This window comes from Trinickia dabaoshanensis (assembly GCF_002879885.1).
Classification (GTDB): Bacteria; Pseudomonadota; Gammaproteobacteria; order Burkholderiales; family Burkholderiaceae; genus Trinickia; species Trinickia dabaoshanensis.
This window is the reverse complement of record NZ_PNYA01000031.1, coordinates 76,154-89,237: the sequence shown is the minus strand read 5'-3', so window position 1 is coordinate 89,237 and position 13,084 is coordinate 76,154. Positions and strand designations below refer to the sequence as shown.

The following is a 13,084-nucleotide window of genomic DNA, read 5'->3' as shown; positions in this document are numbered from 1 at the left end:
ATCGAGGCATTCGGGCAGAAGTGAAACCTGCTTGCGGTCATCGCCTTCAACGAATCGCTTCATGAGTCACCCGGCGGTCGATGCGTTGATTCAGTTTAGGCGATGACTACGTTTTCACACAGCCTCGGCCCATTCCGGACTCAGAACGACACCACACCGCGTGCCAAAAAGCGCGTGGACAAACCCTCAGCTCGTCCCCGTCGGACAAACAGGCGCGTACGTGCCGAAGATGTGCCGCTCTACGTTGCGATGAAGGTTTTTCGCCGCTTCATTGGCGAGCGTAGGAGTGGCATAGGCGGCGAACCACCACCACATGCTACCCCGGCCTCCGGGGCGCAGCCACGGATAGGCAAGCCGTTCCTCGCTCGACGACCATTGGTCGACGGGAATCGCATGCGCCGGGTGACGGCCTGTGGGCCCTCCTTTGCCCGCGATTCCCAGCACCACCCCTACTTGGCGCTGAGCGCGGATCGCGGCATGCGGAACCGTACCGGCAATGACAAGTTCCCGCGTGCGAAGAACGTCCCGCATCGCTAGAAACTCTTCGTCCCTCAACGTCCGGCTGCCACCAGGTTGAGCCGCACGCGCGTTGACGACGTTGAGCGCCGTCACGCGGCCACCCAACAGTCGTTCGGCAGCGAGATGTGAATTCAGCGGAAAGATCGTCAGTGGATCGACCATCGCAAGATCGATGGTGACCGCGCCGAACACGCTGGAAAATGGGAGTCCTCGCGTCGACAACGCCGGCCGGTTCGATACGCCCGTGGAAATGAAGCGCTTCTGCCAGCCGCGCGTATGGCTGAGGAGTTGCTGAGACGTCAGCAGAGCGACTCCTTCAAGCACGCGATGCCGCGAGCTTTGAGCGGACGAGTAAATTTCGCGTGCCTGGGCTTTGCCCGTATGAGGCGCTTGTAGGTCTTGCGAGAGGTCGAGGTTGAGGGCGTCCGATTGGTTCAGGCCGCGGGCGACAAAGCGCCTAACGAATGTATCCGTGTTCGGAGCGTAGATATAGTGCTTCCCGGGTTCGGCGACGCGCTCGACGACGGTCGACCGTGCGCCGGCGGGTTGAACGGCAATCGGCCGAAACCGGGCGCTTCCGAAAGCGACCGAGCCAAGCACGACGAGCGTACTCTGTACGCCGCGTTCTGTAGAGTGACGCGCAAAAATCTGGACGGAATCGTCGCGCATCAAATCGACGGACCAAGGATCTTTGCTGAACTGGATTTGTCCGGGGCATCGCTTGAGCAGTTTGTCGGCCAGGTCATGCCAGTCCTTACCGTGCTGCAGATGCGCCTTTTCGTACGAGTGAAGAATGGGATGCGCGTTCCCGCCTGTGGCGAGCTTGTTCTTCATCGTCTCGTAGTCGATAGCGGCTTGCGCGTGCTTCTCGCGCGCATACGCGTCGAAAACGGTGGAGATCTTCGCAACTAGAAATGCCCACTTGGCAGGCACTGCCGTCGCCGGAATGAACTCAAACTTATGTCTGAAAGCGGCCTGCAGATACGAGCCCTTGGACAACGGTGCAGGTCCGGGTGCCGACGGCACGACGGAAAAGTCGGGGGCGACGCCGTCACAAAGCGTTGCCACGACCGCATCCGCAAAACGATCGGCCCCGGCCTCCAGTTCGGGATCTTCGAGCAGGACAGGTCCTTCGGATGGCGCAGCAAGGATTCGGTGTTGGAGCGTATGCGCTAGTTCGTGCGCGAGAAGCCGCAGGCCCTCGCGTGTCTCGACTGAAGGCGCGTCGTGCGCGAGTAGAACATCTCGCCCCACGGCCAAGCCCCACATGCCCAAGCGAGACGGCAGCGCGGATCGCCGGATGGTAGTGCCCGAGAAATCAACCCCGAACCAGTGCTGGATTTCTCGCGAACGGACGCGCGCGCGATGAACTTCTGAAATGTTTTTAGTTGATTTCATCATTTGAATCCCCCGCGCGCGAGTATGCCCGAGGGCTCCGGCGAGCGCAAACGATGAATCAGCTACCTTGTGCGAGTCGGGACAGCACATGCGGCGCGCCCCAACGCAAGCCGCGATTGTGGAGCAATGCGCGATGACCGTACTCAGTTTCGAGGGGATAGCAGGCGTCGATCTCTGCGACACCATCGGTGACGGGCTGTCCGACTTGAATCGTCATATCGAACGCGTGCTCGAACGCCAGCAGAACATCGCTCATTCCTGCCCTCCCACCGGGCCAAGCTTGGCCAGCAGCCGAATCAGTTTCGGGTTGCGGGCGATCAATACCAGTACGGAAAACCCATGGCGGGAGCAGGCGAAGCGATGAAGCGGAGCGAGCCATGGTGAGAGGCGTCCTGGTCACCGGATAGAGCGCACTTTACGCAAAGGTAGTTTCTCAGGCAAACTGTTATGGTGCATAACAATATCTCGCTCACATGGATGGAGACGACATCATGCGAATCATGATCGCGGGCGCGGGTATCGGCGGCCTAACGCTCGCCCTCGCGCCGCATCGCCGCGGCCTCGACGTAACCGTATTTGAGGCGGTCGAACAGCCCAAGGCACTCGGCGTCGACATTGGATGACGAAACCGGCGGCACGCTGTCCCAACAGCTCGTGCGCGTCTTGACACTATCTCACTGAGGAACCCACACCATGGAATCGAAACGCGATACGCGCGGCTTTGCCGAAACGATTAGCCAATACCTGACGCTTTTGGAACAGGGGGATACCGAAGGCATCGTCGCCTTGTTCACCGAGGATGCGCAGATCTATTCGCCGTTTCTCGGCTGGATGACGCCGGCACCGTTCTTCACGAAGGTTCGTGAAGCTTCCGGGCAAAGCCGGATCACCCCCATCGACACCCTGGTTAGCATCTCGGGTAACGCGCGGGCGATCGGATATTTCACTTACGACTGGGGATTGAAAGACGGCACGCAAGTGAGTTTCGATTGCTGCGACGTCTTCGACTTCTCTGATGACGGTCGCATCCGGAAGATGACGATCATCTACGATACTTACCCCATCCGCGTGCAGGTTGGGGATAAGTACCAGTAAGTGGGGCACTGAGTCGTCTGTCCGTTCTCATGCGCGACCACCTTCAGTAGTCGTACACATGCTCCGTCACCAGGCCGTCCTTCCCCGCTACCGCCAGGAAATCGGACAGCCTGCGAACCGGTATCAGCAGCGCGACCCGTCGGGTATGGGCAGGCATCGTTAGCGGCTGTTCAAACAATAGGCGGCCGCTGCCGGCCGGCAATGCCGTGCCGTCCTTCACCCACAGCGTGACCAGAATCTCCGAGGTGTTGCCGGCGATATCGGTCAAATGGATACCCTGTTGCGCGAGCGATGTCGCCGCGAGCCTGAAGTCGAAATAGCGTGGCAACGCCAGTAACGCCCGACCGTCCGGCAAACGGGCAAGCACGCTGACGTGAGCCGGCGCCGACCAGCCGTCGGGCAAGTGGTCCACGACCACATCGGTGGTCATCAGGGCAGGCGTATAGGCGGCCCGCGTTGCCTTTTCGATTAGTTTTCCATACACGGCCTTGATCGCGTATTCGGTGGTCAACGCGTACCGGCGTTCCCATTTGCGCACGAGCCCCGGCCCCCACATCGGGACGTCGCTCCAAAGATGACGCAGCCGCGCGCTGAAGTCGAACAGGTACCACGGCTCCTGACGGATGAAGTCCACGTACTCCTGAGCCGCCTGAGCGCCATAGCGGTCTTCATCGGTCAGCTTTTTCCCGCCGAGCAGCCAGCTCGCGCGGCCCACTGTATTTTCGTAGATGGAGCGCAGCGCATATTCCACGGTCGTGCTCGAAGCGATCACCCAGATCATCACGTGGTAACCGGGATTGAGCGGATAGCGGTCGCGCATCTGCTCGCGCGTGACGGCCGCGTAGCTCGACCAGAGCTGAGCGATCTGGTCCAGAAACGGAAAGTCGTGCGACGGCCCGGTTTGCACCATCCGCGCGTACTCCGCGGGACTGTGCACGAGATACCACTCCGGAAAAGTCAGCAGCGTCTGCTCGGCGCCGCGGCGATCCGCTGCCGGCACGGGGCTTTGGTATGAGGCGCCCGGTGCCCCGGGCGTCGAGGGGGACATCGCCGCACGCGCAGCCGGCGTGGCGAATGTGAGCGCGGCGCCGATGGCGAGTAGCGCATTCCGCAACTGTCGCATCATGCCGCCTCTCCATTGCGCACGAACGCCATCAAGACGTTGTCCGACGGATCGCCCTGCTGGGTTAGGCGCAAGCCGGTATGGCGAAAGCCTGCTGCTTCGATGCGCGATATCCAGTCGTCCACACTAGCGAAATGTCGGAGTTCCGACCTGTTCGTTTCCCATGTTTCGCCGAGCCCCGCGTTGAAGACCGTATGGGCGAGCGAAACGAATGCGTCCATGGTCGGCGTCGTAACATCGTGATCGCGGACCACGAAATAGCCCCCCGGGCGGACGATCCGCGCGATCGACTCGAGAAACGGCGCGAGCTTTTCCGGCGCCATGTGGTGTAAGCCGACAAAGCAGCTCACCAGGTCCGCGCTTGCGGCAGGCAGCGCGATGGGCGCGTAGTCGTTCAGAGGCTGGAACGTGCCTATCGAGCCGATTTGTCCGCGCTCGACGATATCGACCGGGCTCATCCCCGGGCGCACGTCATGAACCAGGGTGACCTGGCCTTTGAGGCGCAGATACTTCTTCATGGCGCGAACGTAGCGCCCTGTCGTACCAATCTCGACATAGTCTTGCAACGGCGCATCGCCCAGCAGCATGGCGGCTTGCCGGCCCATTTCCGCCTTCTGCGTCGACAGCGACGGTAGCGCGTGGGTGAGCATCGCGAGGCGCGGCGTGATCGATTTGACGCCCGCCTGGATTGCGCGATAGATGCGCTCGTCGCCAATGTGTTCGGCCGTGGACGCCTTGATCAACGTATGCAGACGGTCTTCGGGCAGAACATTGAAAATGTTCTGCAGGAACGCATAGAAACGATCGGCTTCGTGCTCGTTACCGTAGATAGTAGCGAACAGGATGCCGTTGTCCCCCTGCGTCGCCCCAATGGCAGGCAAAGCGGCAGACGATGCGGTAGCCGACAAGGGCGCTGCGTCGAGTGCGCCTCGTTCCGGAGCATAGTAGCGATCCCACAGCGCGCCACGCAGGCGGTATTGCGGATCGAACTGCTGCTTGAGTGCAAACATTTCGCGCGCTCGCGGATAGGCGCGATGGAACTGCTCGTGCGTCGCGTGCAACTGGTAGGGCAAATAATACGTACCACCCACGGCGAGCACGGCATCGATCAGTTCGCGCGTCCATACCGCAACGCGCTCCCTCGCATTCTCGCGAGTGCGCTGCTTGTGGTAGAGCACGAAGGCAAACGTCTCACCGCGTGCCCACGCCATGATGGTGCGGTTGTCGGCGAGCGCATGGCGAATCGAAATGTTGACCGCGTTGACCCGATGCCGGAAGAGGATCTCCGATAGCGCCTCGGCAAATCGCGTGACGGCGTCCACGGGTACGAAGTACTCCTGCAGCACATACGTGCGCCGACGCCGCCCGACCGGCTCGAGTTCCGCGACATCGTAGCCGGCTTCGTAATTGCGCCAATGCACCTTCTTGCCGAAATACAGAAACGGGTCGTACAGAAATTCGCGACGGAACTTGCCGAACGGTGTTTCAGTAATGGCCCATAGAAAGTATTTCGCGGCAAGAAAGCCGCGACTGAGCGGCTGCAATCGTGCCGACGTCGCCGGCTCGTCGGTGACCGTCCAGCTGATCGCCCGGCCGCGCGTGTAGCGCGGCGGATAGAGGTCGAAATTGTGGAAGATCACATCTTGATGGCTGCGCACATTGGCATCGAACCATGCCTTGTAATGGGCCGTGGGCATCTTGCGGTCGCTGCGCTTGACCCTCGTGTTGGGTACAAGGTCGAGTTCCGCTTCGGTGATGATGCCCACGCCGCCATATCCGCCGATCGCCGCGTTGAACAACGTGGCGTTCTCGGAAGGGGTGGCGTTGACTACTTCGCCGTTGGCGAGCACGAGCGTAATCGCCCGCACCGAGAGCACGACCGGCCCCAATCCCATGTATCGCCCGTGCGCATTAACCGATAGCGCGCCACCCACGGTGAAGTTCGCGTAGGTCTGCATGATCTTGACGGACAGGCCGTGCGGATCGATAAAACGCTGAATGTCGCACCAGCGGATGCCGGCCTGTACGCGAATCACCGGCGTGTGCGGCTCGAACCGGAGCACACGGTTCATCTTGCGCATATCCAGATGCAAGGTGCCCGGACTCGCGGTATGCCCTCCCATACTGAAATGGCCGCCGCCTACCGACACCGGCAGATTGGTCTGGGTGAGCGCCTCGATGACTTCTTGCGTGGTGGTGGGCGTAGCGACTGAAAACACGGGAATCCGGTTCAGTTGGGTAACGTCGTTGACCGTTGCCATGTCTGCATCACTCCGCGATATTGACTTTGAGGTAATCCGAGCGCGTCGCCGAATCCGGGCCGAAGCGGTTTTCGTGATCGACACCGCGGCGCAGCATCTGGATCAGCACCCAGATCGGCCCGAACACCGGGACGATGGCGGTCAGTAATGACCATCCGGAGCGGCCGATGTCGTGCAGGCGTTGGGTGGAGAGCGCGCCCGCACTCCAGAGGAAGACGATCGCGAAGAGCGCTGTACCCGTCTCGCCAAACCAAGAACCGGTCAGGCTGCCGAATGCGGCGCACACGAATGCGGCGATAACGACGCGGGTCAGCCATTCGCTGCGCGTGATGCGGCCGCGGCTCAAAAAGAAAGCGGTGGTGAGGGTAGTCAATAGCATTTTTATTTTTGCCTATTCCCGGGAGTCAATTGACGGTTCCTGAAGCCGTCAAAGCGTTTCAAGCTTCGGATCGCAAGTTTAAGCGGATTTGATATCATCGGTCGATCTCAATCTTGAGAAAATTGGCCGAGCATAACTGTGCGTGATCATTCGACGTGATACGGCGTCGCTGAGCCCATAAATCATAAAAAGAATGCGTGAGATCTAATGAGAATTTATAAAGTCGCGATCGCACTTGTCGCTGTGCCGATCATCGTGCTCGTTTCGGTATTGGGCGGCGCGGACCTGATCGCCCAACACCGCGAGCGGGACGTCGCGCGGAGCGCGGCGCCGGTTGGATCACGCTTCGTGCGTGCGGCGGACGTGGACATGCTGATACAGGAGCGCGGCCCCGCTAACGGGCAGCCGATCGTCTTCATCTCAGGCGCGGGTGCCTGGAGTTCGACGTGGCTTCCGACTATGGACTATCTCGGTCAGGCCGGCTATCACTGCATCGCGGTGGACCTACCGCCTTTTGGGTACACCAGCCGGCCTGCGGCCAATACGTACGACACGAGCCACCAGGCTTTGCGCATTCTCGGGATGCTCGACACGCTGAAGCTTTCGCAGGTGATTCTCGTCGGGCATTCGTTCGGTGGACGAGCCACGGTCGAAGCATTGATGGCTGAGCCCGGGCGATTTAAAGCGGCGGTGCTGGTGGATGTGGCGCTGTCTATCGATCCGCCGCCGGCCGACCGTGGGTTCGTCGGAAATCTGATTAAGTTACCGGTCGTCGCACGGCCGGTGATCGCCGCGACGGCAACCAATCCATGGCTTACCGGATGGTTTCTGCGCAAGTTCACCTCGCGCCATGACGCGCTTACGCCCGACCGGATTGCCGTCTATCAGCGGCCGCTGTCAGTGGTTGGCACAACGCAGGCTTACGGGAATTGGCTGGATGCATTCGTTAACGATCCAGGACGCAGCAGAAGCAGCCGCTCATCGGACTACGCGTCGCTGACGATGCCAGTCGAAGTGATCTGGGGAGCAACCGATGGCGTGACGCCCGTTAGTGAGGGACTACGCCTGTCGCGACTGCTGCCTGACGCGCGCATGAACGTGTTGCCTGGAGTCGGGCATATACCTCATGTCGAGGACAATGCGGCGTTCAATCGCGCGATCGAAAACTTTCTGGTCCGCCTGCATCGACCACCTGAATCTGTGCTGTCGGTGCATCCGGTTCGTGAAATAAAAGCCGATCGCAACAACTGACTGACTCACTGAACCGTCGATCACCGCAGTGCTCGACGGCGCTGTTCGACAGCCCTGCCCCCCCACCATTCCGCACGAGTCAGGGAAACCCCCAATATGGGAATCGGCGATTAATAATATTATTAATCTCGCCGTATCGCTTCCCCCGTTTCGCCGCGCCCGTTTCCCAGTAAGTGGGGCAACCAGCATAAGCGAAGGCGTAGCCATGCACGCTAAATTAATAATAATTACCGACCTCTTATAAGTACGGGGGATTTCAGGAGAGACAGGTGCGTAACTTCCTCGTGCTTTAGGCAAGCGCGGTGATCCTGGCCGCGTGCGGCGGTAACAGCGATTCATCCAATCCAACAGCGGTAGCGGACGCGCAAACGCCCGCCGCGAATTCAGCATCGGCGGCCGTGCAAAACGAATTTCGGCTGGCGGGATCCACGCCGCTCGGCATGCGAACCACCACGCCAGCTGTCGTCATCAGCGATCCGGACAAGAACCTGCCGCCGTACACCCCTCCCCCGCCACCTGCCGCGCTCACCACCAACACACTCAATTTCGGCGATTTCACGAGCTTTCTCGCGGCGGGTTCCACGCAAGGCTGGGTGCCGGGGCCGACGCCTTCGAGCATCACGATTCCGGCGCCCGCCACCAACGGCACCGGTGCGGGCGACAAGGCCGTCGCGCTTGGCAGCACGTATGCGACGGCATCCTACGAAGCGGACGTTACGGTCAGCAATCCCGTCGGCGCGGGACCGGCCAACGCCGGCTTCATCGTGCGGACGACCAATCCGACGGCGGGTGGCCCGGATAGCCTGACGGGCTACTTCATCGGCCTCGACACGGGCTCGCACACATTGGTCGTCGGCCGCGAGAACAACAACTGGACGCAGTTCATCCAGTACCCGAACAGCACGATCGTCGGCGGCAGCACGCACCATCTGAAGGTCACGACGAGCGGCACGGCCATCACCGTCGATCTCGATCAGCAACGTGTGATCAGCGCAAACGATGCGACCAATGGGCTTCCCGCCGCGTTCGCGAGCGGCAGCTTCGGCGTGCGCCGCTTCGGCGTCGGCGCGACGTTCAGCAACATCACGATCAAGACCTATCCGACCGTGAAGTCGCCGACCTTCGATTTCTCGAAAGTGGTCGGCATGGTCTATACGCCGTCGACAGCCGTCAACGCGATCGACTTCTGGCAGAACTACGATCCTACCGTCGTCAATCGCGAACTGACGTATGCGCAGACCTATGGCATCAACACGATCGCCGTGTATCTGCATTACCTCGTGTGGGCGAACGACCGCGTCGCGTTCCTGAGCAAGTTCGAGAACCTGCTGGAAATCGCCGCGCGGCACGGCATCAAGGTGTCCCCGATCTTCTACGACGACTGCTGGAACCCGACACCGCAGTATGGACCGCAACCCGCTCCCGTCTGGGGTGTGCACAACAGCCAGTGGGTGCAGTCGCCGGGCACGCCGGTCGAACAGGCGTACTTCCAGCCGACGGCATCGAACGCCTCGATGACTTATAAGCAGAGCCTCGCGAACTACATCACCGACTTTGTCGCGCCGCACCGCAACGACTCGCGCATCCTCTTCTGGGAGCCGATGAACGAACCGGGTTGCAGCGGCAACGGTTCGTTGCAGCAAACGCGCGCGGTGCTAATGAACGATGCGCGCATCGCAATCCTCAATGCGGGCGCCACGCAGCCGATCAATTCGCCGCAGGTGCAGGAGGACGAAGGCACATACTTCTCCGACTTTTACGCGTTCCATCCGTATGGCAACCCGTACACGGGGCCCGTCAACGGCAGCTACGTGAATGCGCTGAATTCGGAGACGCTGCAGCGCGGCTTTACGGGCACGTTGGGACAGACGATGCCGGGCATCGTGTCGAACTACGGCGGCAGCACGGGCTTCATCATCTGGGAGCTGATGATCGGGCGCACCAACACGCGCTTCCACTGGGGCCAGACGCCGAGCGCGCCGGCGACAGTCGAACCGGCGACGCCGTTCCAAGGCACTATCTACCCCGATGGTCACCCGTGGCAGACGTCGGAAGTTCAGGCACTCACGGGGGGATTCTATGTGAAGCTGCCAGTGCTCAACGTCGCGTACTACAACGATCCGAGCTTCAACAGTGCGCCGGTGAAGACGTCGGTTACGCCGCTCGTCGATTTCGATCTGAACACGGAGCGCGGCACCGACTCGCCGGATGCCTCGGCGGGTGTCAATGCGACGAACTACGGGATTCGCTGGACGGGGGCGATCAAGGCGTCGCAGTCAGGCCTCTACACGTTCTCGATCAACAGCGACAACGTCGCCCGGCTGTGGATCAACGGCGCCGAGGTCATCAATAAGCAGACTTCGACACGTTCGACGGCGAGCGGCATCGTGTGGCTGAATGCGAGGCAGCCGACGTCGATCAAGGTGGAATATGTGCACGGCACGGGTGCAGCGAACATGCATCTTTCGTGGTGGAACCCGCTGGTGCGAAGCCCTGCTGCCGTGCGGATCGTGCCGTCCGATCCGCTAGTGGCGACGAACTGAGTTTGCTTTAGCGGTGCTCATGAAGCCGGCGTCGGGGGAGCGACGCCGGCTTCATCACCAGAAAACCGCGATGAACTTCTGGTGCTTACGTCGGCAAAGGCAGCTTGCAAGTCTATCGACTAGACTCAATTGCTGTAGATCAGCCCTCGGCCCTCGCCATTGACATAGATTCGCCCGTAGGTGTTCCAGTCGGCCGCGATGTGATGAATACCGCCGAACTGATGCGCGTCATCGTTGAAGCGCGACCAGCTCGCACCACCGTCGTCGGAGTGATATACGCCCCACACGCCGTTCATCGTCCCCACCACGTAAATTGCGGCCGTGTATGGGGCCCCGCTCGCCGGCTTGCCCAGTGTGATCTGGCTCGCACCTTCCGCGCCGTTGGCGGGCGCGAAGCCGCTGAGCTTCGTCCAGCTCGCGCCCGAGTTCACCGAGTGATACACGGCATTGCCGTCGGTCAGCCAGATGTCGCCCTCGACGTTGGGGTTGACCACCATCGAGGTGTGGCCCCAGTCGTTGGGAGCCAAGTTCGCCGAGACCGAACCCTGGCTCAGCGCGAACGTATGACCGCCATCGGTCGAAACATAGAACTTGCCCGCCGTAGCCCACGTTGCGCCGCCCGAATCGTAGGCGTAGACCTTGTTCGGATTCTGGCGGTCCGCCGCCAAGCGATAGCCGCGCGGCCAGCCTTGGCCGACGACAGGTAGCGCCGGCAGGTCGGTCGATGTCCAGCTCGCGCCGTTATCGGTGGTGTAGGACGGGACCGTGTTGGCCGGTGCCCAGACCACGTTGTTCCGCGATGTCGCCACGATGTTCCCTGTGGCCGCTGTGTTCGCTTGGGCGCCGGCAGGCAAGCTCGTGAAGTTGGTCCACGTATTGCCACCATCGCCCGACCAGAAGCCGAAGCCGCCCGCACCGGACCAATTCGCCACCCCCGCACCGACGATGTAGCGCGGATCGGACCACGCCATATCGGCCGAGTTGCCGCTGCTCCAATTGGTGGTCGGTCCCATCGTCGGCTTGGTCGCGAGATCCGTAATGACCCAGGTGCCGATGTCGCCCGCACTATTTATCAGCTTGTACGGCGCACCGGCCGGTGCCGCGACGACGGATAAGGTCGCGGTCTCCTCGAGATTGTTCACCTTGAGGTCCCAGGTCGGCGCGGCCGATGAGGCGTCCGTGGTTTCCCAGATGCCGCCGCCGTAGATGTGCATGATGTGGTCACGGTTGGCCGGATCGATCACGGTGTCTTCGTTCCAGCCCGAATAGCTGTTGCCGGTCGTGCCCGTATGCGTCATGTTGGCTTCGATTTCGCGCCAGGTATTGCCGCCGTCGTCGGAGAGCTGCGTGACCGAACCGGGGTTGTCGCCCCAGGTGCCGGTCACGCCCAGCGCAATGCGAGCCGTCGAGCCGAGGCCGGAGACGGACAAGCCGCCATAGCCCCCGTATGAACTACTGCTCAGCAAAGTCCACGTATTGTTGTCGCTGGCGCCGAATTGATAGAGATAGCCCGGGCCGCCGGCGCCTTGCCCGGCGTTCTTGTTGAACACCGTGTAGAACATGCCGTCGGCAGTGCGCACGATGTGCGGGATGTAGTAGCCGGACACGGCAGCGGGGACCGGCACCGGAGCCCATGTCGCCCCGCCGTTGAACGATCGGTACAGCGTCGACGTCAGGCCTGCCGCCTGGGCGTAGTCCGGCGCGATCGACGCCCACATGATCCAGGTCGGCTGCCCGTTCCCCACGGTCGAGGTGTCGAAGACGACCTGCTCGACACCGATCGGGGTGCCGGTCATCGTGGCGGACGACAGCCCCGTGACTTGATTCCAGGTATGGCCCGCGTCCGAACTCTTCCACAGGCCCGCCGTGCGCGAGGCGTAGAACAATATCGACGGATTGTTGGGGTCGACCGCCAGGCGTTCGCCGACGGCCCGTCCGTTATCGTTGCCGCCCACCGGGAACGGCAGGGCGTACCACGACCATGTGGCGCCGCGATCGCTCGAGATGTAGATGCGGCCATTGCTACCCCAGTACGTGGTGTCGCCCGTGACCATGTAGACGAGCTGATCGTTGGTCGGGTCGAGGGCCAGGCTTTCGACTCCGTGGTATCGGCCCTCGGTCGCGCCGAAACCCGGACCGTCGGTGAGCGGGATCCACGAGGACGTTGTCGCGTCCCAGCGGTAGGCACCCCCGACGTCGGTGCGCGCGTATAGGAGGCTCGTATTGGTCGGGTGGTAGATCAGGCCGGTGACGTAGCCCCCACCGCCCCACTTGACGCTGGTCCAGCTCGTGGCCGGAGCGGTCGTCGCGGCAGCGGCAGCGGCAACGGTCTGCGCGGAAGCATGCTGCGCGCTGCCCGTCGTGCCGGAGGAGCCGCCGCCGTTACATGCTACTAGGGGCAACGCTGCGACTGCTGCCCATATCCCGCGAATTCGACTTCTCATCTTCATCTTGTGTCCTGTTCGGTCATACCGCGTTAGGCAGGAGGACAACGGCTATCGATTGGTAGTCCTAA

General features: G+C 61.6%; 10 protein-coding genes and 1 pseudogene. 4 read left to right on the top strand and 7 right to left on the bottom strand.

All coding sequences use genetic code 11. The features are described 5' to 3' along the window. Nucleotides 1-186: 186 nt before the first annotated feature. The 3 genes and pseudogenes from C0Z18_RS27135 to C0Z18_RS33045 all read right to left on the bottom strand — a co-directional run bounded on the left by C0Z18_RS27135 (nucleotide 187) and on the right by C0Z18_RS33045 (nucleotide 2,173). Nucleotides 187-1,587: a hypothetical protein gene (locus tag C0Z18_RS27135; protein ID WP_233217516.1), complete on the bottom strand. Its 1,401-nt coding sequence runs from the start codon at nucleotides 1,585-1,587 to the stop codon at nucleotides 187-189. A 96-nt stretch (nucleotides 1,588-1,683) separates the two neighbouring features. Continuing rightward, nucleotides 1,684-1,917 (bottom strand): annotated as a pseudogene (locus C0Z18_RS33945) (eCIS core domain-containing protein); the annotation flags it as partial. A gap of 58 nt (nucleotides 1,918-1,975) precedes the next feature. After that, nucleotides 1,976-2,173 (bottom strand): DUF3237 domain-containing protein, encoded by a 198-nt coding sequence (locus C0Z18_RS33045; RefSeq protein WP_158244306.1) that lies wholly within the window; start codon nucleotides 2,171-2,173, stop codon nucleotides 1,976-1,978. A gap of 235 nt (nucleotides 2,174-2,408) precedes the next feature. Between C0Z18_RS33045 and C0Z18_RS32800 the strand changes: the two genes are divergently transcribed. Then, nucleotides 2,409-2,540 (top strand): NAD(P)-binding protein, encoded by a 132-nt coding sequence (locus C0Z18_RS32800; protein WP_146014110.1) that lies wholly within the window; start codon nucleotides 2,409-2,411, stop codon nucleotides 2,538-2,540. A gap of 70 nt (nucleotides 2,541-2,610) precedes the next feature. Continuing rightward, nucleotides 2,611-3,012 carry a nuclear transport factor 2 family protein gene (locus C0Z18_RS27130; protein WP_102648525.1) on the top strand — a complete coding sequence of 134 codons (402 nt, stop codon included), beginning with the start codon at nucleotides 2,611-2,613 and terminating at the stop codon, nucleotides 3,010-3,012. 43 nt (nucleotides 3,013-3,055) lie between these two features. Here C0Z18_RS27130 and C0Z18_RS27125 read toward each other — a convergent pair whose 3' ends face one another. Genes C0Z18_RS27125 through C0Z18_RS27115 form a run of 3 tightly spaced genes read right to left on the bottom strand, consistent with a single transcriptional unit; the run spans nucleotide 3,056 to nucleotide 6,769 of the window. Next, the gene (locus C0Z18_RS27125; RefSeq protein ID WP_233217515.1) at nucleotides 3,056-4,138 is read right to left on the bottom strand and encodes a hypothetical protein; all 1,083 of its coding nucleotides are present in this window, start codon (nucleotides 4,136-4,138) and stop codon (nucleotides 3,056-3,058) included. Next, a complete protein-coding gene (locus C0Z18_RS27120; RefSeq protein WP_102648524.1) occupies nucleotides 4,135-6,396 on the bottom strand; it encodes an FAD-binding protein in 2,262 nt (753 codons plus the stop codon). Before C0Z18_RS27120 ends, C0Z18_RS27125 begins: the two co-directional genes overlap by 4 nt. Nucleotides 6,397-6,403: 7 nt before the next feature. Beyond that, the gene (locus C0Z18_RS27115) at nucleotides 6,404-6,769 is read right to left on the bottom strand and encodes a DUF805 domain-containing protein (protein ID WP_158244305.1); all 366 of its coding nucleotides are present in this window, start codon (nucleotides 6,767-6,769) and stop codon (nucleotides 6,404-6,406) included. Between the two features lie 213 nt (nucleotides 6,770-6,982). Here C0Z18_RS27115 and C0Z18_RS27110 point away from each other — a divergent pair, with 213 nt between their 5' ends. Together C0Z18_RS27110 and C0Z18_RS27105 are read left to right on the top strand one after the other, a co-directional pair. Further along, nucleotides 6,983-8,026: an alpha/beta fold hydrolase gene (locus tag C0Z18_RS27110; protein WP_102648522.1), complete on the top strand. Its 1,044-nt coding sequence runs from the start codon at nucleotides 6,983-6,985 to the stop codon at nucleotides 8,024-8,026. A 398-nt stretch (nucleotides 8,027-8,424) separates the two neighbouring features. Beyond that, on the top strand, nucleotides 8,425-10,569 hold the full coding sequence (locus C0Z18_RS27105; protein ID WP_233217514.1) for a PA14 domain-containing protein: 2,145 nt from the start codon (nucleotides 8,425-8,427) through the stop codon (nucleotides 10,567-10,569). Between the two features lie 125 nt (nucleotides 10,570-10,694). Here C0Z18_RS27105 and C0Z18_RS27100 read toward each other — a convergent pair whose 3' ends face one another. Beyond that, nucleotides 10,695-12,971 (bottom strand): dockerin, encoded by a 2,277-nt coding sequence (locus C0Z18_RS27100; RefSeq protein WP_233217513.1) that lies wholly within the window; start codon nucleotides 12,969-12,971, stop codon nucleotides 10,695-10,697. Nucleotides 12,972-13,084 lie beyond the last annotated feature (113 nt).